At 69.4% G+C, this 21,775-nt stretch carries 21 protein-coding genes; 12 read left to right on the top strand and 9 right to left on the bottom strand.

The window, feature by feature from the left end; translation table 11 throughout:
• Nucleotides 1-2: 2 nt before the first annotated feature.
• Together ACQ260_RS16685 and ACQ260_RS16690 are read right to left on the bottom strand one after the other, a co-directional pair.
• Complete coding sequence (locus ACQ260_RS16685) at nt 3-1,226, bottom strand: amidohydrolase (protein ID WP_432560597.1); 1,224 nt, start codon at nt 1,224-1,226, stop codon at nt 3-5.
• A gap of 202 nt (nt 1,227-1,428) precedes the next feature.
• Entirely contained in the window at nt 1,429-1,899 is a 471-nt protein-coding gene (locus tag ACQ260_RS16690) for a MarR family winged helix-turn-helix transcriptional regulator (RefSeq protein ID WP_432560598.1), read from the bottom strand.
• A gap of 81 nt (nt 1,900-1,980) precedes the next feature.
• Between ACQ260_RS16690 and ACQ260_RS16695 the strand changes: the two genes are divergently transcribed.
• The 7 genes from ACQ260_RS16695 to ACQ260_RS16725 all read left to right on the top strand — a co-directional run bounded on the left by ACQ260_RS16695 (nt 1,981) and on the right by ACQ260_RS16725 (nt 6,244).
• Nucleotides 1,981-2,751 (top strand): pirin family protein, encoded by a 771-nt coding sequence (locus ACQ260_RS16695; protein ID WP_432560599.1) that lies wholly within the window; start codon nt 1,981-1,983, stop codon nt 2,749-2,751.
• Nucleotides 2,748-3,212: a carboxymuconolactone decarboxylase family protein gene (locus ACQ260_RS16700; RefSeq protein WP_432560600.1), complete on the top strand. Its 465-nt coding sequence runs from the start codon at nt 2,748-2,750 to the stop codon at nt 3,210-3,212. Before ACQ260_RS16695 ends, ACQ260_RS16700 begins: the two co-directional genes overlap by 4 nt.
• The gene (locus ACQ260_RS16705) at nt 3,209-3,541 is read left to right on the top strand and encodes a GNAT family N-acetyltransferase (RefSeq protein WP_432560601.1); all 333 of its coding nucleotides are present in this window, start codon (nt 3,209-3,211) and stop codon (nt 3,539-3,541) included. The genes ACQ260_RS16700 and ACQ260_RS16705 overlap by 4 nt, the downstream gene beginning before the upstream one ends.
• A 24-nt stretch (nt 3,542-3,565) precedes the next feature.
• Nucleotides 3,566-3,967 (top strand): VOC family protein, encoded by a 402-nt coding sequence (locus ACQ260_RS16710; protein WP_432560602.1) that lies wholly within the window; start codon nt 3,566-3,568, stop codon nt 3,965-3,967.
• A 44-nt stretch (nt 3,968-4,011) separates the two neighbouring features.
• Complete coding sequence (gene larC / locus ACQ260_RS16715) at nt 4,012-5,286, top strand: nickel pincer cofactor biosynthesis protein LarC (protein ID WP_432560603.1); 1,275 nt, start codon at nt 4,012-4,014, stop codon at nt 5,284-5,286.
• 80 nt (nt 5,287-5,366) lie between these two features.
• Complete coding sequence (locus tag ACQ260_RS16720) at nt 5,367-5,519, top strand: hypothetical protein (protein ID WP_432560604.1); 153 nt, start codon at nt 5,367-5,369, stop codon at nt 5,517-5,519.
• A 428-nt stretch (nt 5,520-5,947) separates the two neighbouring features.
• Nucleotides 5,948-6,244, top strand: coding sequence for a hypothetical protein (locus tag ACQ260_RS16725; protein WP_432560605.1), 297 nt, complete (start codon nt 5,948-5,950; stop codon nt 6,242-6,244).
• Nucleotides 6,245-6,554: 310 nt separating this feature from the next.
• On the opposite strand, the gene ACQ260_RS16730 is transcribed toward ACQ260_RS16725, so the two are convergent.
• The 3 genes from ACQ260_RS16730 to larE are packed head-to-tail and all read right to left on the bottom strand — an operon-like array spanning nt 6,555 to nt 9,754.
• A complete protein-coding gene (locus tag ACQ260_RS16730; RefSeq protein WP_432560606.1) occupies nt 6,555-8,255 on the bottom strand; it encodes a dihydroxyacetone kinase family protein in 1,701 nt (566 codons plus the stop codon).
• Nucleotides 8,206-8,913 (bottom strand): nickel pincer cofactor biosynthesis protein LarB, encoded by a 708-nt coding sequence (gene larB / locus ACQ260_RS16735; protein WP_432560607.1) that lies wholly within the window; start codon nt 8,911-8,913, stop codon nt 8,206-8,208. Before larB ends, ACQ260_RS16730 begins: the two co-directional genes overlap by 50 nt.
• Nucleotides 8,906-9,754 (bottom strand): ATP-dependent sacrificial sulfur transferase LarE, encoded by an 849-nt coding sequence (larE, locus tag ACQ260_RS16740; protein ID WP_432560608.1) that lies wholly within the window; start codon nt 9,752-9,754, stop codon nt 8,906-8,908. Before larE ends, larB begins: the two co-directional genes overlap by 8 nt.
• 125 nt (nt 9,755-9,879) lie before the next feature.
• Between larE and ACQ260_RS16745 the strand changes: the two genes are divergently transcribed.
• From ACQ260_RS16745 to ACQ260_RS16765, 5 genes are all read left to right on the top strand, one after another.
• A complete protein-coding gene (locus ACQ260_RS16745) occupies nt 9,880-10,905 on the top strand; it encodes a LacI family DNA-binding transcriptional regulator (protein ID WP_432560609.1) in 1,026 nt (341 codons plus the stop codon).
• 108 nt (nt 10,906-11,013) lie between these two features.
• The gene (locus ACQ260_RS16750; RefSeq protein WP_432560610.1) at nt 11,014-12,303 is read left to right on the top strand and encodes a lactate racemase domain-containing protein; all 1,290 of its coding nucleotides are present in this window, start codon (nt 11,014-11,016) and stop codon (nt 12,301-12,303) included.
• Between the two features lie 89 nt (nt 12,304-12,392).
• The gene (gene uxaC, locus ACQ260_RS16755) at nt 12,393-13,829 is read left to right on the top strand and encodes a glucuronate isomerase (protein ID WP_432560611.1); all 1,437 of its coding nucleotides are present in this window, start codon (nt 12,393-12,395) and stop codon (nt 13,827-13,829) included.
• Nucleotides 13,826-15,187 (top strand): mannitol dehydrogenase family protein, encoded by a 1,362-nt coding sequence (locus ACQ260_RS16760; protein WP_432560612.1) that lies wholly within the window; start codon nt 13,826-13,828, stop codon nt 15,185-15,187. Before uxaC ends, ACQ260_RS16760 begins: the two co-directional genes overlap by 4 nt.
• Entirely contained in the window at nt 15,187-16,731 is a 1,545-nt protein-coding gene (locus ACQ260_RS16765) for a gluconokinase (RefSeq protein ID WP_432560613.1), read from the top strand. Before ACQ260_RS16760 ends, ACQ260_RS16765 begins: the two co-directional genes overlap by 1 nt.
• A 39-nt stretch (nt 16,732-16,770) precedes the next feature.
• On the opposite strand, the gene ACQ260_RS16770 is transcribed toward ACQ260_RS16765, so the two are convergent.
• From ACQ260_RS16770 to ACQ260_RS16785, 4 genes are all read right to left on the bottom strand, one after another.
• Entirely contained in the window at nt 16,771-17,811 is a 1,041-nt protein-coding gene (locus ACQ260_RS16770) for an HNH endonuclease family protein (RefSeq protein WP_432560614.1), read from the bottom strand.
• Between the two features lie 222 nt (nt 17,812-18,033).
• Nucleotides 18,034-19,515 (bottom strand): serine hydrolase domain-containing protein, encoded by a 1,482-nt coding sequence (locus tag ACQ260_RS16775; RefSeq protein ID WP_432560615.1) that lies wholly within the window; start codon nt 19,513-19,515, stop codon nt 18,034-18,036.
• Nucleotides 19,516-19,736: 221 nt separating this feature from the next.
• The gene (locus ACQ260_RS16780; RefSeq protein ID WP_432560616.1) at nt 19,737-20,333 is read right to left on the bottom strand and encodes an ArsR/SmtB family transcription factor; all 597 of its coding nucleotides are present in this window, start codon (nt 20,331-20,333) and stop codon (nt 19,737-19,739) included.
• Between the two features lie 168 nt (nt 20,334-20,501).
• Nucleotides 20,502-21,581 (bottom strand): baeRF3 domain-containing protein, encoded by a 1,080-nt coding sequence (locus tag ACQ260_RS16785; RefSeq protein ID WP_432560617.1) that lies wholly within the window; start codon nt 21,579-21,581, stop codon nt 20,502-20,504.
• Between the last annotated feature and the right edge of the window lie 194 nt (nt 21,582-21,775).

Here is a 21,775-nt window from a genome sequence, read left to right on the forward strand (position 1 = left end):
GCTTACGCCGCTTTGCCGAGGTAAGCCAGGATCGCGACGACTGCCGCCTCGGTGCCGGTGCGGAGGCTCGGCTGAATCGCGGGGGCGAAGCCGGGGTTGTGGTTCGGCAGCACGGTCATGCCGGGGGTGAAGCCGCCGAAGCCCCAATAGGTGTAGGGAATGCCCCACGCACTCGGGATATTCGAGAAGTCCTCCGATGCCGGGATGGGGGACAGCTTCTCGACCCGGTCCTCGCCGAAGTGGGCACGGAACGCGTCGGTGATCCGATCGCTGACGATCTCATCGTTGTCGGTCAGCGGGAACGATTCATAGAGCTCGATCTCCGGGGGCTTCGGTGAGTTCGAGGCTTCGCACTCGGCCTTGACGATGCGCTCGATGGCGGCGATCAGGATCTTCCGGACCTCCATGTCATAGGCACGGATATTGAGCAGCAGCGTTGCCGAATCCGGGATGATGTTCGCCTTGAATCCGGCCTGGAGGCTGCCGACGGTGACGACGCCGAACTGGCTCGGCGCGATCTCCCGGGCGACGATGCCCTGGAGGCGCTGGACGATGGCGGCCGACAGCAGGACGGGGTCGATGCCGAGATGGGGCATCGAACCGTGGGAGCCCTTGCCCCAGACCTTCACGCGGATGCAGGCACCGGTGGACAGCATCGGGCCCGCGGTGGTGCCGACCTTGCCGGCCTCGGGCACGGTGAGGACGTGCTGGCCGAGAGCGACATCTGGGGTGGGAACCTTGTCGACCAAGCCGTCGTCCACCATCGCCTGGGCGCCCTCGGCGGTCTCTTCGCCGGGCTGGAACAGCGCGATATAAGTGCCCGACCACTTGTCCTTGTTCTGGCTCAACAGTTCGGCGGCGCCGAGACCGGCGGCGACATGCATGTCGTGCCCGCAGGCGTGCATGATCGGCACGGTGTTGCCGGCGGCGTCGACGCCGGTCTTGGTCGAGGCATAGGGAAGACCGGTCGTTTCCTCGACGGGGAGCGCGTCGATGTCAGCGCGGAACAGCACGGTCGGGCCGTCGCCGTTCTCCATGACGCCGACGACCCCGCCGCCGATCTGTTGGACGGCATAGCCGAAGGACTCGAGACGGCGAGTGATCTCGGCCGCGGTCTCCGTCTCCTGCATGGAGAGTTCGGGATTCTGGTGCAGGTGGATATAGAGCTCCTCCTGCCAGGCATTGGTCGTGTCGAGGGATTGCAGGACTGCGCTGGCTGGTGACATTGCCACTCCTATGTGGTGCGAAGCTTGCCCTCACCATAAGGGCGGTCTATGGCTCGATTGCGACTTTTCCGAATGTTTTCAGCGCCCACGCAGTTGCGCGTGAATCCGCCTGCTCAGCGGCATTTGCGGCAGTTCTCGACCGGGTGCGGGGCGTTGTTGGGCTGAGGCGCTCGGGGACACGGAGGCGGGCCTCGGGAAGTGCTCAGTCGGTCGCCTCGGCGCGCTCGAGTGCGGTCAGGATTGCTTGGGTGGCAGTGCTGATCCGTTGGAGGTCGGCAGTGCCGAGCGGGTCGAACAGCAGAGCTCTGACCGTGGCGGCGTGGCTGGGCGCCGCTGCTTCGAGTCGTGCGCGACCGGTGGCGGTGAGGCACGCGAACGAACCGCGTGCATCTTCGGGGCACGGCTCCCGGACCACGAGGTCCCGTTTCGTCATGCGGGTGAGGTGGTGGGAGAGCCGGCTCTGTTCCCAGCGCAGGGCCTCGGCAAGCGCGGTGAGACGGAGCTTCTCCTCGGGCGCCTCACTGAGCTGCACCAGCACCTCGAAGTCCTGGAGCGACATGTCGTGGTCGTTCTGGAGCTGACGGTTCAGGGCTGCCAGCAGTCGCGCCTGGACATTGAGCCAGTCACGCCACACGCGCTGTTGGGTCTCGGTGAGCCAGATGTCGTCCGTCATAGAACGCGACCCTAGCACTCTGCTTGACATGTCACATACTTTGCGTACACTAGTAAATGACACGTCATCGAAAGGATGCTCATGGCCACCATCGAATCCGGGATCGACATCCGTCGGGCCGCTGATCGTTTCCACACCAAGATCGACTGGCTGGACTCGAAGCACTCCTTCAGCTTCAGCTATCACCAGGACCCGGCGAACACCCATCACGGGCTGCTGCTGGTCAACAACGACGACATCGTCGCGCCCGGCACGGGCTTCGACACGCACCCCCATCGTGACATGGAGATCGTCACCTGGGTCCTCGAGGGGTCGCTGGTGCACCAGGACAGCGAGGGGCATTCAGGCGTCATCTATCCGGGCCTCGCGCAGCGGATGAGCGCGGGCACCGGGATCCTGCACTCGGAGAAGAACGACTCGTGGCGGATCGATCCCGATGCGACGCAGCACACCGACCCGGTGCGCTTCATCCAGATGTGGGTGTTCCCGGACGAGCCCGGGATCAAGCCCGGATATGAGCAGCTGGAGATCGCGCCCGCCGAGTTGTCGGGTCAGTTCGCGACGGTGGCGACAGGGATGCCGAAATACGCGGATGAAGCGGCGATCCGGATCAAGAACGAGTACGCGGCGTTGCGCGCCGCTCGGCTCTCCCCGGGGGAGTCGGTCGTGCTGCCGGAGGCGCCCTTCCTGCACCTGTTCGTGGCGCGCGGCTCGGTGGACCTCGAGGGCGCAGGCGCGCTGGCCGAGGGGGACGCTGTCCGCTTCACCGCCACGGGTGGCCAGCGCGTGACCGCTGCGGAGCCTGCCGAGGTGCTGGTGTGGGAGATGCATGCCGGGGTGCAGTTCGGATGAGCCGGCTGTTCATCGATCAGCAGCAGCCCCGGATCATGCGGGCCCACAACTCGTGGGCCGCTGCGATCACGGCCTCGGCCGATGCCGTCGGCCTGGACCGGAAACTCGTCGAGCTCGTGAACCTGCGGGTGTCCCAGCTCAACGGCTGCGGCATCTGCCTGGACACTCATCATCGCAAGGCCATCGAGGCCGGCGAGACCGAGCGGCGGATCGCCGTGCTGCCTGCCTGGCGGCATGTCGATCTGTACTCGGAGGAGGAACGGGCGGCGCTCGGCCTGGCCGAGGCGATCACCCACCTGCCCGACACCGAGACCCAGGACGCGGCCTATGCGATGGCGGCCGCCGTCTTCAACGACGACCAGCTCGCGGTGGTGAGCTGGGTCGCGGTTGCGATCAACTCGTTCAACCGGGTGTCGATCACCAGTCACCACCCGGTTCGTCCTCGAAAGGAACAAGCATGACTGACGTGCAGGACAACATCGACGTGCAGGACAACGAGCAGAAGTCCCGCATCGAGATCTTGGTCGACGGTGCCGTGGCCGGTTTCGTCGACTATGAGCTCGAGCCCGAGGTGATCAGCCTCACCCACACCGAGATCGACGGGGCCTATTCCGGTCGGGGACTCGCGAAGAAGCTCGTGGCCGGCGCTCTCGAGCAGGTTCGCAGCCGCGGCCTGTCGGTGCGCCCGGTGTGTCCGCTCGTCCGGAAGACCATTGCCGAGGACACCGAGCACGGCTATCTCGACCTCGTCCGGCTCACTGATCGCGAGGAGTTCGACCTCCCCTCCTGAGGCCGGGCCGATAGCGTGCCGGTCATGATCACAGCGATCCACAACCTCATCTATTCCGACGACGCGACGGCCACGCGGGCGTTCCTCAGGGACGTTCTGCGGTGGCCGTCCGTGGCGGATTCCGGGGATTCCGGAGAGCCCGATGCCGCCGACTGGCTGATCTTCTCGACCGGCCCGAGCGAACTCGGCGTTCACCCGACGGTGTCGGTGCATGGTGGACAGGAATACCGCTCCGAGCGTCATCACCAGATCTCACTCATGTGTGACGACCTTGACGCGACGATGGCCGAGCTTCGTGAGCGCGGCGCCGAATTCGCGGGGGAACCGGCCGACATGGGTTTCGGCGTCGGGGTGAACCTCAAGGTCCCGGGCGCCGACGACATGCTGCTCTATGAGCCGCGGCACGCGGTGGCGTACGACCGCTGAGCGCCTGCCGGCCACTCCGTGACGAGCGTGGTTAGGCTCGGCCTGTGACGAATGAGCCGCTCCGCCGGATCGCCTGGATCGATGCGACGCACGGCGTGGCCGGCGACATGCTGTTGGGGGCGCTGCTGGATGCCGGGGTCGAGCTCGCCACGCTGCAGGCTGCCGTCGATGCGGTGATTCCGGGAACCGTGCGCCTGGTGGCGGACGAGGTCACCCGAGGCGGGATGCGAGCGCTCCACGTGCGTGCCGAGCTGTTGGCGGAGGACCAGCACCACCGCGGCTGGTCGACGATCGACCGGCTGATCGCGGATGCTGCCGGAGGGCGCGGGCGGGATGACGAAGGCGCTGCGGGCGCTGCGCCACTCCCGCCCACTGCCTCCGAATGGGCGCGGTCGACCTTCCGCCGGATCGCCGAGGTCGAGTCGCGCGCCCACGGCATCTCCGTCGAGGACGTCCACTTCCACGAGGTGGGTGCCTGGGACTCCATCGCTGACATCGTGGGCGTGTGCGCCGGGCTGGTCGCGCTCGGCGTGGAGCAGGTGGTCGGCAGTCCGGTGGCGCTGGGCAACGGCATGGTGCGCATGGCCCATGGCGAGCTGGCGGTTCCCGGACCGGCCGTTTCCGATCTGGCTCGCGGTTGGCCCGTCCTGCCGGGTCCCGACGGCGCGGGCGAACTCGCCACCCCGACGGGCATGGCACTCCTGCGGATCGGGGACCCGGGGCCGATGCCGCCGATGGTGGTCAGCGCGGTGGGTACCGGCGCGGGCACCAAAGACCTGCCACGGCACGCCAACATCACCCGGGTCGTGATCGGCGAACCGGCCGATGCCGTTGGTCCGCCCGTCGGGCAGTCGTCCTCGGTCGACCCGCTGGTCCCGGAGCATGGTGCCCGCACGATGCTTGCCTGCACTGTCGACGATCTCGACCCGAGGCTCTGGCCGGGCGTGCTCGACCGCCTCGTCGCCGCCGGCGCCGACGACGCTTGGCTGCTGCCCGTCGTCATGCGCAAGGGCAGGCCCGGCCACGTGCTCGAGGTGCTGGCCAGGCCGGAGCTCGCGGAAAGCCTCCGCGAGGTGATCTATCAGCACACGACCACTCTGGGGATCCGGTCCTGGGAGATCCACCGGGATGCACTGCACCGTGACTGGGTCGAGGTGGACGTGCTGGGGGAGACCGTGCGCGTGAAGCGGGGCATCCGCAGCGGCCGGGTGGTGGGGACTCAGCCGGAGCACGCCGATGTGGTCGCCGCCGCGAACGCGCTCGGACTCAGTGAACTCGAGGTGCTCCGTCGCGCCCAGGCAGCGTTGCACAATGTGTAGTTCCCTGACAGGGGGAATCACGCGCTTGGCGTTTGCCAGATTTGGGCAAGGTTTGCCAAAGATCTTGCGAAGGTGGAGATATGCCCGAGTTGAACGACCGGCTGGCGCAGGCGGTGAAGGCGCGGATCGCTGAGCATCCGCACCTGACCCAGCCGGTCATCACAAGCAACGGAGGTCCGTCGTCAACGACCTTGACGAAGGTCCTGTCCGGCTCGGGCAACGTGCGGCCGTGAATCCTGTCGCAACTGGACCGAGGGCTCGGATGGGGGATGGCCATGCGGCGCGAGCGCTCCCCGGCGACGACATCCCAGCCGTATTCGACTGGCGGTCCGTCTTTGACCGGGAACTGCTCGACGAGGTCGAGCGCAGGGTGCGCGAAGGAGGATCCGGTGATGGGACATCGGCGGAGAAGAGAACCGATCCGGGCGCGGGGCCGGGGGCAGTGATCGCGCTGGAAGACTGCCACGAGCCCCCAGGCCGCAAGCGAACAGCGGCCCGGGGACGAGCAGTACGACAAAGACCGATCGGGAGATGAGGAATGAAGAAGGCACTCATAGTCGCAGCGGCGTTCGCGCTCACGGCATGCTCGGGTGGAGGGTCACCATTCGCCACGCCCACGCCCACGCCGACAGGGCCGCCGGAGCCGCGCACTTACTCGTCGGTGGTTGAACTGCGCGATGCGGCAGTAGCCGCCGGGTACGACTGTCCCGAGTGGGCCGAGACGAACGTGGTGAAGCTGGCGGCCGGGTCCGGGCGATGCAGCGACCAAGACGTGTTCTCGGTCTACCTGACCCAGCAGGACGTGTCGACGTCCGTGCAAAACCTCAAGGCGCTCGGCGCCGGCGTGCACCTGCTGACTGGGCCGAACTGGATCATCAACGTTCGGCCGGCCCATCTCGAGCCACTGAGGGAGAAGTTGGGCGGGACGATCGTTATCGCAGCCGAGTCGACCCGTTGACACTGGGCGGCCGAGAGGGCCGACATCCGCACTGTGGGGTGGGGGCTGCGGCCCAGGGCGTTCCTGTCAGTCCCTCCGTGCATGCTTTCGGCGCATGGATCACCCGTGGCGGGCGCTGGGCCGGTTGACTGAATGGACGCTCCACCACTGATCTGCCGGGCCGCTGATCCTGCGGCGGTCCGCTCCCTGAGATGTACCACCCCACGGGGTGCGAAGTCCCCTGAGGGAATGCCGTCCGTCCTGCGGGGACATTCCAGGGACCGGACAGCAACCGGGCGGTGCGCGCGGAGATCGCGTGCCGAGGGCATCGTCACCCGGCTGCCTCTGCGCCACACCGCAGGAAGAGAGCGACGGCAAGCGCGCCCGGATCGCTGATGTCCCGGCCGCGCTCGCCGACATAGCTGGCGCGGCCCCGGCTCGCGATCATCCCCACCGTGCTGTCCGCGCCCGCCTGAGCGGCGTCGGCGGCTGATCGGAGGTGCGCGCCCAGGTCGTCGCCGGGCGCCGCGTCGGCTGCGGGCGCCATGGCGTCCACCATCGTGGCCTGCCCGGGTTCGGCGCTCCCGAGCCGCATCACCGCGTCGACCCCGTCCCGCAGGCCCTTGGCGATTCCGTCGGCATCCGGCTGCTCCGCGTACGCCCGCCCGAGCGCCCGGAACCACAACGCGAACAAAGCACCCGAGGTGCCCCCGATGCTCGCGAACGCATCCGACAGGCCGAGCAACGGATTGCCTCGATCAGCCGCACCGGCTGCCCGGGAGAGCGCGGTCGCCAGGTTGGTCCCGAAGTCGCCGTCACCGGCTGCACGATCCAACTCGCCCAACTCCTCGGCCCGCTCCTGTCCCTCCGTGGCGAACCGGTCGACCCAGGCCGCCAGGAACGCGTGGGCATCGTCGCCCAACGACGCATCGTGGCCCTCCGGGTCCGGCTCCACGACGGGCAGCGGCGGGTCGGTGTCGGCGCCCTCCGGGCCCCGGCTCGCTGCCGGCCACCCCGTCGTCGGCCAGCCGGGCGCCTGCGCCGGGGCGTCCCACAGGCGGGCCATCTCCTCGTCCAGCGCCACCAGCGTCACCGACAGGCCGCGCATGTCCAGCGACGTCACCAGGTCACCGACCACGACGTCGTGGACCGCGACGCCTTCGCGCTCGAGTCGCTCGGCCAGCAGGCCGTACGCGGCGTAGAGCTCCAACGGCGTCGTCGCCCCCAGCCCGTTGACGATCACCAGATGCGGCAACTCGGGGAAGCCGTCGAGATCATTCGCGATCTCGTCGACCATGCGGTGGACCAGGCCCTCCAGGTCGAGATCGGTGAGCTGGTCGGTGCCGCGCTCGCCGTGGATGCCGACGCCGAACTCGATCTCGTCGCCCGCAAGCTCGAAGGCGTCCTTGTCATCGCCGAACGCGCTGCCCGCCTGCACCGCTGCGCCCACGCTGCGGGCATGATCCACGACGCGGTCGCCGAGCACCTTGAGGTCGGCCAGGGCCATCCCCTCCTCTGCCGCGGCGCCGCAGATCTTTTCGACCACCAGCGTCGCCACGGTGCCGCGGCGGCCCGGCTTCGTGCCGCGTTCGGCGCTCGGCACGTCGTCGTCGACGAGCACCGTGGCCACCTCGACGCCCTCGTCGCGGCACTGTTCGGCCGCGAGCCCGAAGTTGATGACATCGCCGGTGTAGTTCTTCACGATGTGCAGCACCCCCGCGCCCCGATCGACAGTCAGCGTCGCCGCGACGACCTGGGTCGAGGAGGGGCTCGAAAACACCTCACCGGGCACCGCCGCGTCGAGCAGGCCCGGCCCGACGAAGCCCCCGTGGAGCGGTTCGTGGCCGCTGCCGCCACCGGACAGGAGGGCGACCTTGCCTTCCTCCTTCGGGTGTCTGCGCATCAGGAACCGGGGATCGGGATGAAGGTGCACCGCGCCGGGGTGGGCGGCGGCGTACCCCGCGATCCCGAGCTCGATCGCCTCACTGGAACTGGTCAGGAACTGACGGTTGCCCATGATCCATTCGACCATGGGCGGCGATCTGGGCGGCGAGGTGCCCTGCGCCGTACCCATTGTCGATGTTCACCACACCCACCCCCGGCGCGCACGCGTTGAGCATCGCGAGCAACGCCGCGAGCCCCTCGAACGCCGCGCCGTACCCGACCGACGTCGGACACGCGACCACCGGGCACGCCACCAGCCCGGCGACCACGCTGGGCAGCGCGCCGTCCATCCCCGCGACGACAACCACGCAGGCGGCCGACCGCAGCAACTCCATCCGCCCGAGGACCCGGTGCAATCCCGCCACGCCGACGTCGACGACCAGCTCGCACCGCCGTCCCAGCCGCTCGGCGGTCAGCACCGCCTCCCGCGCCACGGGCAGGTCCGATGTTCCGGCCGCGACCACCACGACGAGCCCTCCGGTCGGCTCCGGTGCCTCCGCGGGCCAAGCGGCCAGCCGGGCAATCGGGTCGTACGCCGCGCCGTCCAGTTCCCCTGCCACCGCCGCCGCCTGCTCCGGCGAGCACCGGGTGAACAACGCCTGCTGTTCAACACCCCGCAGGCCCCACTCCCGGGCAATGAGCCGCACCTGATCGACGGTCTTGCCGTCACAGAACACCGCTTCCGGATAGCCCCGGCGAGCCTGGCGTTCGAAGTCGAGGTGGAACTCAGCGGTCGGCTCAGCCACGACGCTCCCCGAGCTGCACGAGCGGCAGCGTGAACGCCCCCGACTGGATCCCCGCGAGATCCAGCGCGACGAACCGGAACCCCGCTGCCCGCACGGCGGACAGAATCTCCTCGCGACGTTCGATCACCAGGCTCAGCTCGTCGACCGGCACCTCGACGCGGGCCACCTCTCCGTGGTGCCGGACGCGACAGTCGCTCAGGCCCGCCGCGCGCACCGCGGCCTCGGCCCGCTCCACCTGGGCGAGCTTCTCCGGGGTCACCTCGGACCGGTGCGGGATCCTCGACGCCAGGCACGGGGCTGCCGGTTTGTCCGCGACCTCGAGCCCGAAAGCGCGGGCCAGCTCCCGCACCTCCGCCTTGCCGAGCCCTGCGTCCGCGAGCGGCCGCAACACCCGGTGCTCAGTGGCAGCCCGCGCGCCGGGCCGATCAGGCCGCACGGCGTCGTCGGCGTTCTCGCCGTATGCCACCGCAGCGAGACCCAGCTCGCTCACGACGGAACCGTCGATCCGTGTGAACAACTCGTCCTTGCAGTGGAAGCACCGGTCCGGTCCGTTGGCCACATAGGCCGGGTTGTCGCCCTCGTGGGTCGCGATCTCGACCACGCGTACGCCAATGTCCTGCGCCACTCGATGGGCCACGGCCCGCTCGGTCGCCGCGAGGGACGGGGAGACGCCCAGCAACGCGACCACGCGCCCGGCCCCGAGCGTACGCACGGCAACAGCCAGCAGCGTGGCGGAATCGACCCCGCCCGAATAGGCGACGCCCAGCCGGCCCGCCGCCGGCAGGTGGGCGCGGACCCGGTCGGCCAGTGCCGCAGCCGGCCCGCTCAGATCCAGATCCATGTCTTCCAGTCTGGCACGCGTGCCGGTGGCAACACGGTCGCCGGCGACCCTCGGGCCCACCGGCTCGATCAGCAGGCGGTGACCTGTTGCCCACAGTTCCATCGGCAATGGTGTTGGATGGGTGCGTGACCGACGACGCCCCTGCACGACCGGGGCCGATCCCTCGCTCGGTGACGATCTATGACGTCGCCGAGGTGGCGGGGGTGAGCGCCTCGACGGTCAGCCGAGTCTTCTCGCGGCCGGGCCGGGTGAGCGCACGGATGGCGCAGCACGTGCGCGAGGTGGCCGAGCGGCTCGGATATCACGCGGAGCTGCCGATGCCGGCGTTGCGGCGGGACAGCCACCTCATCGCGCTGGCGGTGTCGGACATCACGAATCCGGCGTACTCCGGCATCATCCGCGGCGTCCAAGCCGCCGCCGCCGAGCGCGGCCATGCGCTGATCCTGCTCGACACGCAGGAATCGGCGGAGCTCGAAAAGGAACAACTGACCCAGCTGCTGCCCTCGCTCGGCGGAGTCGTGCTGGCGAGTCCCCGGGTGTCGGACCAGCAGTTGCGGATGCTGGCCAAGCAGGTGCCGCTCGTCCTGATCAACCGCGCAGCCATCGGTTTGGCGGGGGTGGTGCCGGACAACGGGAGGGGAGTACGCCGGGCCGTCGAGCATCTGGCGTCCTTCGGGCACACCTGCATTGCCTATCTCGCAGGCCCGGAGGACTCCTGGACCGACGGGATCCGCTGGCGTGCCATGCGCGAGGCCGCGCTGGAACTGGAGCTGACCGTGGTCCGGGTCGCGTCCCGTGCGCCCACGGTCTCCGGGGGGCAGGCGGCGTCGGAAGATGTGCTGAACAGCCGGGCCACGGCGGTGATCGCGTTCAACGACCTCATGGCCATCGGGCTCATGCACGCCTATGGCGCCGCGGGGATCCGCGTGCCCGATCGCCTGAGCGTCGTCGGGTTCGACAACACGATGGCGGCCGGGCTCGTGACGCCGGCTCTGACCACGGTCGGCGCGCCCATGCTGCAACTCGGCGGCATCGCGGCGAGCAACGTCATCGCGCTCGCCGCGGGCGCGCGATGGCAGCACGACGGCCCGATCACCGTGCCGATGCGCTTGGTTGTCCGCGACTCGACGGGACCGCTGCCGCGGCCCTGACGTGCCGTCTCGAACGGTTGGGGAGCTGCCCCTCAGCGATCGTCGGTTCAGCTCAATCATCGCCGGGTCTACGCTGGAGGGACTGCGGCGTCATCTCAAGGAGGAGCGATGAGCGGCATCGTCTGCGAGACCATCGGCGGACCCCATCAGCAGGTCGGCGAGGAGGAACTGGACTCGCTCGTCGCGCGGAAACTCGGTGAGGTGCCGCTCGACGGCAAGAAGGTCGTGCTGGTCATCCCGGACGGGACGAGGAGCTGCCCGCTGCCGCTGCTGCTGCGCACGATGCACCGGCACCTGATCGACCGCGTCGGGGAGCTGACCGCGGTGATCGCGCTCGGCACGCATTCCTATATGGAGCCCGACGAGATCGCCCGCATGGTCGGCGCCGGCAGTGCGGGCGACGGGCTCGACCCGGAGGCGCAGGTCAAGGCGGCCTATCCGGGGATGCGGATCGTGAACCACGAGTGGGCCGACCCGGACATGTTGGTCCACGTCGGCACGATTCCCGCGACCCGCATCGCCGAGCTGTCCGAGGGGCGCCTCGAACAGGATGCGCCCATCGTGATCAACCGCCACGTCGTCGAGTCGGATTATGCGATCGTCGTCGGCCCGGTGTTCCCGCACGAGGTGGTGGGGATCTCGGGTGGGAACAAGTACTTCATCCCGGGCGTCGCCTCCCAGGAGTTCATCGACATGACCCACTGGGTCGGGGCCCTGATCACGAGCTATTCGATCATCGGCACCACCGGGATCACCCCCGTGCGGGCGATGATCAACGAGGGCGCGGCGCTGATCCCGACGACCCGGTTGGCGTTGTGCCTGGTCGTTCAGTCGGGCTCGGGCGAGATCGAGGCGGCGGCTTTCGGGACCGCCGAGGACGCTTGGGCCGCCTCGGCCGAGATCGCGGCGGAGACCCACGTGAACTATGTGGACGAGCCGTTCCAGCGGGTGATCTCGTGCATGCCCACGCGCTATGAGGACATCTGGACAGCCGCCAAGGGGTTCTACAAACTCGAGCCGGCCGTGGCCGACGGCGGCGAGGTCGTGATCTATGCCCCGCACGTGACCGAGGTGTCCGAAACCCATCACGAGATCTATGACATCGGCTATCACTGCCGCGACTATTTCGTGAAGCAGTGGGAGCGGTTCTCCGACATCCACTGGGGCGTTCTCGCGCACTCGACGCATCTGCGGGGCCAGGGCACCTATGACGCCGACACCGGCGAAGAGCGGCTGCGGCTGCGAGTGACGCTCGCGACGCAGATTCCGCGCGAGGTGTGCGAGTCGATCAACCTGGGCTATCTCGACCCGGCCGAGGTCGATCTGGAGGCCTTGGCGCAGGAGCCCGGCACGGTGGTGATCCCCAACGCCGGGGAGATTCTTTATCGCGTCCGCTGACGAGGGGTTGGGCCTCCTCAGGGCTCGGGCTGATCGGAAACCTGCGGCAACCGGTGGCACCAAATCCGAAACAGGGGCAAGGTGAGCCCATGAGCGCGCCACTGGAGCTGCACCCCGACCGCCTGTTCCCCGCCGAGCCGTCGACGCGGGCGATCGCCCGTGAGCTGTATGCGGCCGTCGCCGACCTTCCCATCATTTCCCCGCACAGCCACGTGCCGCCGGAGTGGATCGCGGAAGACATCCCGTTCACCGACCCGACGTCGCTGCTGCTGACACCGGATCACTATGTTCTGCGGCTGTTGCATGCGAACGGCCTCGATCTGGCCGCGTTCGGGCGCGGTCGCGACACTCCGCTGCCCGAGGCCGAGGCGCGGGAGGCCTTCCGGCTGTTCTGCGCCAACTGGCCGGTTTTCCGGGGAACGCCGATGCGCTTCTGGTTCGAGGCTCAGGCCGTGAACATCTTCGGGGTCAAGGTCCGTCCGTCCGCGGAGACCGCCGATCAGATCTACGACACCATCCAGGCCTGGATCGACTCCCCGGCCGCGCGCCCGCGCGCGCTCATGGAGCAGTTCGACATCGCGGTGCTCGCCACCACGGACGACCCGCTGGACGACCTGCGACACCACAGCGCGCTCCGCGCCGAGAACTACCCCCGACCGGTCGTTCCCACGTTCCGGCCCGACCGGTTCCTGGAGCCCGCCCGGCCGGACTGGAACGAGTTGGTCGACGAGCTCGGTGAGCTCACCGGCATCGATGTGGATTCGTACGCCGGCTTCCTCGCCGCGCTCGAGAACCGCCGCGCGTACTTCAAGGAGCGCGGCGCGGTCTCCACCGACCACTCCCACGCCGATCTGGGCACGATCGTGCTCCCCAAGGCGGAGGCCGAGCGGCTCTATGCCGATGCTCGTGACGACAAGCTGAGCCCGGACGAGTGCGCGGTCCTGCGGCGGGCCCTGGTCACGGAGATGGCGCGGATGGCCTGTGACGACGGGCTCACGATGACCCTCCACCCGGCGGTCTATCGGAATCATCACGCGGAAACCTTCCGCCGGTTCGGTGCCGATGTCGGGGCGGACATCCCGATCTCGGTCGAGGCGACGCGGGCGCTGCAGCCGATGCTGTCGGCGTACGGCACCCATCCCAACTTCAAGGTCGTCCTTTTCACGATGGACGAGACCACGTTCAGCCGTGAACTCGCGCCGCTGGCCGGGTTCTATCCGTCGGTGTACCTCGGGGTGCCTTGGTGGTTCCTCGACTCCCCGGACGCCATCAAGCGGTTCCGCAAGTCGACCGAGATGGCCGGGTTCACCCGCTCGTCCGGGTTCATCGACGACACCCGGGCGTTCTGCTCGATTCCCGCGCGCCACGACATGTCCCGCCGTCTCGACGCCGCCGCGCTGTCGGAGCTGGTCGCCGAGCACCGGCTCGGGATCGACGAGGCCGCGGAGACCTTGCACCACCTCGTCGCGGTCAGCCCGCGCGAGGTCTTCCGCCTCGATCGACCCACCGACAAGGAGTCCCGATGACCGCCCGGCTCAGCCGCGCAGACACCCGCCCGGCCGCACCCGTGCGCATGCTGCACCTCGGGCTGGGGAACTTTCACCGGGCCCACCAAGCCTGGTTCACCGAGCACGCGCCGGATGCGGACGAGTGGGGGTACGCGGAGTTCGCGGGCCGGGATTCCGCGCTCGTCGACGACCTGAACGATCAGGGCGGTGCGTACACGTTGCTGGTCCGCGGCGCCGACGGCGACCAGGCCGAGGTGATCGGGGTGATCAGCGCCGTGCATCAGGCGACCGATCACGAGGCCTGGTTGGGCTATTGGGCCGCGCCGGAGCTGGCGGTCATCACGATCACGGTGACCGAGGCCGGATATTGCCGCGGCGAGGACGGCGGCCTCGACCTCGCGGATCCGGGAGTCCTCGCCGACCTGGAGGCACTGCGCACGGATCGGCGAGCGCTCGTCGGGACCGCCCCGGCACGCTTGCTCGCCGGGATCCTGGCGCGGGCCGAGGCCGGCGGTGGGCCGGTCGCGGTGTTCTCGTGCGACAACCTGCCGGACAACGGGCTGGTTGCGCAGCGGGTCGTGGGGGACTTGGCCGAGGCGCTCGGACCGGACGCGGTCGCGGCGGTGGAACCGCATGCCTGGGTCACGTCGATGGTCGACCGGATCACGCCGCGCGCGACCGATGAAGAGCTTGCGGCGGTCGCGTCGCTGACCGATCGCGACGATCGGGCGCCGGTGGTCACCGAGCCATTCGTCGAGTGGGTGGTCGCGGGTGACTTCCCGGCGGGTCGGCCGGACTGGCAGGGCGTGACGTTCGTCGACGAGGTGGAGCCGTTCGAGCAGCGGAAGCTGTGGTTGTTGAACGGGTCGCATTCGTTGATGGCGTACGCGGCGTCCGCGCGGGGTCACGAGGCCGTCTCGGATGCGATCGGTGACCCGGTCGTGCGGGAATGGGTCGAGGAATGGTGGGACGAGGCCGTCCGTCACCTGACGCTGCCGGCGGACCACCTGGCGAGTTATCGCGCAGCGCTGGTGGCGCGGTTCGCGAATCCGAACATCCGGCACCTGTTGGCCCAGATCGCGGCCGATGGGTCGCAGAAGGTCCCGGTGCGGATCTTGCCGACCTTGAAGGCGGAGCGGGCGGCCGGCCGGTCCGGGCGCGGGGCGGCGCGCGTGGTGGCGGCGTGGATCCGCCATCTGCGCGGGGCCGGGGCCCCGGTCACCGATGCAGCGGGCGGCCGGTTCGTGACGGTGGTGCAGATGGAGGGCGCCGAGGGCGTACGCCGAGTTCTTGAACTGCTGGATCCCGAGCTCGGCGAGGATGCCGACGTGGTCGCGCTGGTCGATTCACTGGTGGCGGAATTGGCGGGTGCGTGATGACGGCGGTGCCGCTGGTGCACCGCGACGGGGACATCGTCCTCGGCGTCGACCTCGGCACCACCGCGGCCAAGGCGACGGCCTATCGCATGGGCGGTCTCGGCGGAGCGGTGGCGTTGGCGGCGCATGAGTACGCGCTGCAACAGCCGCTGCCCGACCGGCAGATCCAGGACCCGGAGACCATCATCGGCGCTGCCCAGGGGGCGATGCGCCGGGTCATCGCGGAGGTCGGCTCGGAGAATGTCGCCGCTCTCGCGTGCTCGACGGCGATGCACGGGCTCATCGGCCTCGACGCGGACGAACGCCCCCTCACCGAGCTCATCACCTGGGCGGACTCGCGCGCGACCGACCAAGCCCGGAGCCTGATCGAGTCCGGTGCCGCGAGGAACCTGCACCGGCGGTCCGGCACGCCAGTGCATCCCATGTCGCCGCTGGTGAAGCTGATGTGGTTCGCGGAGCAGGAGCCCGAGCTGTGCCGGAAGGTGCGGTGGTGGCTCGACCTCAAGGGCTGGTTGCTGTGGAACCTCACCGGGCAGATCGCCACCGACCTCTCCTGCGCGTCAGGCACCGGTCTGCTGGATCTGTCGACGAGAACCTGGCGACCGGCGAGCCTGGACCTCGCGGGAGTGACCCTCGAGCAGTTGCCGCCGATCGTGCCGACCACCGCGGTCCTGCCGCTGGGGCCGGTGCCGGCACGCGCCATCGGGCTGCCCACCGGACTGCCCGTCATCGCCGGGGCCGGTGACGGCCCGCTCGGCAACCTCGGGACCGGGGCCCTCGATCCGGGCGTGGGGGGTTTGTCGCTGGGGACGTCCGGCGCACTCCGCACAGTCGTGGACGAACCCGACGTCGACGCGGAGGGCCGGCTGTTCTGTTATGCGCTGACCGATGACGCCTGGGTCGTCGGGGGTGCGATCAGCAATGGCGGCATCATCGGGCGCTGGATCCTGGATCTTGTCGGGTTCCGGGACGATGCGGAGCTCGCGAACCTGGCCGAGCGGGTGCCTGCCGGGGCCGAGGGACTGGTGATGATCCCGATGCTGCTCGCCGAGCGGGCGCCGCTGTGGGATCCGAGCCTGCACGGGTCGTTGCTCGGGCTCCGACGGTTCCACGGCCGGCCGCATCTCGCGCGGGCCGCCATCGAAGGCGTGGCGCTGCAGATGTCGGCGATCGCGGATTCGCTCAACGAGTTCGGTCCGCTGTCGAGCATCCGGGCAACCGGGGGAGTGTTCCGCAGTGCGTTATGGGGTCAAGTGCTCGCGGCGGTGCTCAACATCCCGCTCCACGTCATTTCCGGTGCGGGCGGTTCGGCGCTCGGGGCCGCCGCGCTGGGCGTGCTCGGGCTCGGCAAGGCGGGGTCGCTGAAAGAGGCGCTGCTGTTGCTGGATCCCCATGCGATGGATTCGGACGAGCCGGTGCCTGTCGACCTGCGGGATGTCCAGACCTATCAGGGAGTGCGCGCGAGCATCGGTGAGCTCGTGGCGGAGCAGGCCAGAATTGCGAAGATGTTCGAGCCCGCCGGCCGGCGGGTCAGGGGGTGTTAGCCCGCCCGGACCATTGTCCTGGGGTGGGAGCGCAGTCGTTCAGGCGGCCCGCCACCGCGGCCGGGTTTCACTGGCCAGCTGGGTGCACCTCATCGGGGCACCGGTGCGGCTGAGGCCGGGCGCTCCCTCCGGTGAACAGAACGCGCCCGGGGAGACCCCGGTGGCCGTCGGGTAATCGTCCGGGTCCTCGCCGGGGGTAGGGGGCGGCGCGGTTGGCGTACCCCTTTCGCCCGGTCCCGGCTCGCTGGACGGCAGCCGCTGGCCCGGGTGCGGCGCAGGCGGGGGCACCGGACGCGGCATGACCGGTTCACCCACGTGCGGGTCGAGCGGGGCTTCGGTGCCGTTCGGCAGCGGGACGGCCGCGCAGTCGGCGAGCACCTCGGCCATCACGTCGTGCTCGGCAGGAGAGACAGCCAGGTCGTAGCGCCATTTGACGGCGAGTTGCCGGGCGACATAGGGGCACTGCGCGGGCACATGCGGCGGCAGCCAGCCGGTGACGTCGTGCTCGGCTTTCGTGCGGTTGAAGCGGCTCTGGGTCGCAACGAGGTTGAGCGGATCGTTCGCGAACTCCTGACGTTTCTCGACCGGCCAGCCCACGGCGCCGGAGACCCAGGCGTTGCCGAGGGAGACGACGTGGTCGATGTCCACGTGGTCCCGGGTCACGTGGAGGTCTTCGCCCGAATATCGGTCAACGAGCACACCCGCCTCGACGCGGCACCCGTTCGAGCCGGGCTTGATGACCGCATCACCGAGGTCGCGGCGCAGGATGTCGTTGCGGGTGTCGCAACCGTTGCGATCGAAGTCGAAGCCGTTGAAGTCGAAGGAGCGACGGTCATAGCCGGGTGTCGCTGTGTGTTCGCGCACCTCGATCAGCGCCAGTGCCTGCTGGGCGGTGGTGGGATGCGCCTGGTCGTCGGCTGACGTCGGAGCCGCGATTGGGCTCGGCGTGCTCGCGGAATCCGACGATGACCAACCGAGCAGGCGGGGTCCCCACAGCAGCCCGCCCGCCACGACTGCCAGCACGAGCAGGACGACGAGCACCCACAACCACCGCCGGCGGCGCGGTGGACGGGTGTGCAACAGCGGTGGCTGGGCGGACAGGGGACCCCCTTGTGTGGAACGTGCCCAGGAGCCTAGGCGACGGGACCGACAGGGCGGTGAGCCTGGGCGACGGGACAGACAAGGCGGTGAGCCTGGGCGACGGGACAGACAAGGCAGTGAGCCTGGGCGGCGGGACCGACAGGGCGGTGAGCCTGGGCGGCGGGACCGACAAGGCCGTGCTCGGCGAGACGGCCGCCTGCGTCACCGCCGCGCCAGGACGAGCGCCGCGACCGCGAGCGCCACACTCAGACCGGTGTTGATCCACCCCCACACACGGAAGCGCCGCGGGTGCCACGGCAGACCGGACCAGCGGCGTACCCCCAACCCCGCCGCCACAGCCGTCGCCAGCACGAGAACGGCCCAGACCCAGCCCCCGAGCACGACCCAGGAGCCGAGCAAGCGGGCCAGCGCCAGCGCGAAGACCGCGCCTGCGACGCTGCCCATCAGCTCAGAGCGGCTGCGGCCACGCAGGGCCGACACGAAGGCGCTCGCCACCAGAAAGAGCGCGATCCCTGGCACCACCAGGTCGACCCAGGAGAGGCCGGGCTGCGCGGCTTCGGGCTGGTCGGGACTTCCCGGCTGTTCCAGACTGAGCAGCGCGGGGGCGATGGCGTCGACCGGGCGATCGGTGTTGCCGACCACGAACACGGCCCGGCCGGCCTCTCGGTCGATCCCCAGCATCGTCCGATAACCGGCCGTGCCGCCGTTGTGCCAGGTGATGGGCGGCGCCCCCTCGGGCTGGTCGACGAACCAGCCGAGACCGACGCCGACGGAGCCCTCGCCCTCGAAGCGCGGATCCATCGCCTCAAGTCCGGGCGCGCGGTTGTCGAGGATCGCCTGCGCGTACGCCCCTACCTCCGCCACCGCCACATACGTCCCCGCGCCCGCCGGCCGGAACGCCGGGCTGGTCCAGTGGGGGGCGCCGAAGCCATTGGCGGTGAAGCCGGGGACGGTGTCATTCGGCACGTCGGCCTGCGTGGCAGCGAAGGTCGGCTCGACGCCGAGCGGTTCCAGCAGCCGGGCGTGGACATGGGTCTCCCAGTCGGGTGCGCCTGCGGCGTCCGCCAGAGCCCAGCCGAGGAGGGTCGCGCCCAGGTTGGAATAGGCCTCGCTGCCTCGAGTGTTCATCGGCTCGAGCCCGGCGACCTCGGTGAGGACGCTGTCCCTGGTGGCCGACGCATAGGGATTTCCGCCCGTGAGGTTGGTGGGCAGGCCACGGAGGAGGACGCTGGGTGGCAGCGGGGGTACGCCGCCGTGGTGCGTCGCCAACTCCTCGAGGGTGACGTCGCCGATCGGGGTGCCGGACAGGGCGCGGAGGTGTTGCCCGACGGGATCGTCGAGGCGCACCTCGCCACGGGTCACGGCGTCGGCGAGCAGAAACCCGTTGAAGGTCTTGGTGATCGAGCCGAGCTCGATCGTGTCACCGGGGCCGATCGGGCGGCCCGTGTTCGGGGCGGACTCGCCGATCGCGGCATGGGTCATGCCGTCCCTGGTGATCACGACGGCGGCGACGGACTGGTGTCCGCGGTCGGGGGTGAGCTCGCGCAGTTGGGTGGCGAGCGCTGGGTCTCCGGCGGTGTGTTCGGAAAGCGTCGCGGGTCTCGGAGTGGCCACCGCGATGACGATGAGGGCCAAGGCGGCGATGAAAGCGATGACGATCCAGGGGGTGCGGAATCGGTTCATGCATCGATAGTACGTAAAACCGTTCTAGCGATCAAAGGGGGCGCTTTCTCGGCAGCTTGGTCGGCGGGCTTGGTCGACGGGCAGGGTGCTCCGCGTGCCTGTGACGTGTCAGTCCCTGAGATGTACCCATGGGGGCGCCAGCATCGGCCCCCTGGGGATGGTGTGTCTGTGGTGGGTACATCTCAGGGGTCGGACGCGCTCCGCGGCGCCTGCATCGCGGCTCACCCCAGAGCGGCGACCAGAACCGTCATCAGGGGAATGATCCGCTCGCCCGGAACCTCGTAGTCCCCGCGCTGGCGCTGGCGCAGCCAACCCGCAGCGACCAATGCCCGCAGGTGGTGATGCAATTGCCCGGATGTGCCCAAGCCCTCGCTCTCGGCGAGGTCCCGGGTGGCAGTGGTCCCGGAAAGGACCCGCTTCAGGAGTTCCAGGCGCACCGGATGTCCCAATGCGGCCAACGGGCTCGCCGCCACGGACCAGTCGTGGTCCATCAGGTCATCGACCGAACGTGCGTACTGCCAATCCACCCCCGCTCGCGCCGACTCCTGGGCAGGCGCCTCGGCAGTCTCGGCCGCCTCTGCCACATCGGCAGCCTCGGCCACTCCGGCCGTGGGCTGCCAGGTCCCGGTGAACAGGATTGCGCCGGTCGTTCCCTCGGTTTGCCGATGCAATTCGTCGAGGGCCCAGAACCTCGTTGCGGTGGCCGGCGGTGGCACTTGTGCGCCGCGAGGCCGGGCGGCTTCCCGTGAACGGGCTTGGCCAGCGGACTTCTCGAGCGCTGCGACACGGCGTTCGAGATCGTCGAGACGATCGGTCATGAGCACGATTCTACGGAGAACCGACGGAACGATGAACCGACAGAAATCAACTGAGGCTGGGCGCTGGCAGCACGCCGCTGACAGCACGTGGGCACTAGCAGCACGTGCCGTGTTCGAACGTGCGGGCGCTCCTGGGCAGGCAGGCCCCAGCTCCCACGATGGGGTGGCTCAGAAACGGAGCGTGGCGACGACCCCGTCTCCCGTTTCGGGCGAAGCGAGCACCTCTCCGGAGTTGCGGAGGGTCTCGATGATCGCCCGGTTGGTCCGATCAATGTCCTCGTCGTCCACGGGTCCGACATAGAGCACCTCGACGCGACCGTGGGTCGCCGCTTCGACCACTGCCGACGCAGCCTCCAGGACGCGGCCCTGCGAGCGACGCTGCCCGAGGTGTTCGCGATGTTCGGCTTGTCGGCGCTCGGCAAAGGCATCCAGCACTGGCCGGGCGCGTTCGAGCAGGTCGGCCGGGCGTACCCCATCCGCCGAACCCGAGATCAGTCGCCGGATCAACTCGGGTCGCCCGCTCAGCCGTGCGAACAGATCGGCGGTGTCCTGGGTCGCGGCAAGGAAGAGCGGACCGTGTGCACGCTGGGCAGCCTCTCGCTCCTCGAGCCCGCGGGCGACGTGACGCAGGAAACGGTCCCGCCGGGCCTCATCGATCGACCCATCACCCCCGTGGCCGTGAAAGCTGACTCCGCCCTTGCCCTGGCCCGTGAACTGGAGTTGCGCCTGGTGGTCGCGGTCGGTCGTCAGCTCGTCGATCGACGCGGGGATCGGGCCGAGTTCGGCCTCTTCGATGATCTCACCGGTGACCTTGAACAGCCGCACCTGACCGAGGCTGAGCTGCAGGATCGAGGCCTCGCGCTGCCGCGCCAGGATCGGCGCCAGCGGAACCAGGTGGGGCGTGTCGGCGACCCGGGCCTCCGGGGCCAACGGAATCGACAGCCGCTGGATGCGGGTGGTGTTCGGGGAGACGAAAACCGCAAGCCCGTCCCCCTGGAACTGCCAGAACTGGTGGTCGGCGATCAGCGGTTCGACCGCCTGGTCAAGCCAATCGCGATCCGCCTCGTCCGTCTGCTGGGCAGCAGAGCGCAGCAGGTTCTTCAACATGATCGCACCGCTCGTGGTTTCGGGGCCGCTGCGGTGGGTGGGCATCAGCAATGACACCCAGACCTCGGGGGACCCGGAGCGCTCGTCGCCCTGACCGGCCGAGAGGAAGTCCTGGACGTCTAGATCGTCAACGATGAGCATGGGGCGTCCTTCATTCGGGAACTGTCCTGTCCAGGCTGCTTCACCGATCGCCGGAAAACCATCCGTGCCAGTCCCCATCTCCGACCCGCTACTCCACCAGTTTTCCTGCTGGGGCTGGTGAACAACGCGCAGAGAGGGTTGGGTGGAGACATAAGCACGCGGCTCGGGGAAGATCCGACTGGCCGGCGAACCAG

The organism is Ammonicoccus luteus (genome assembly GCF_050880385.1).
GTDB lineage: Bacteria > Actinomycetota > Actinomycetes > Propionibacteriales > Propionibacteriaceae > Enemella.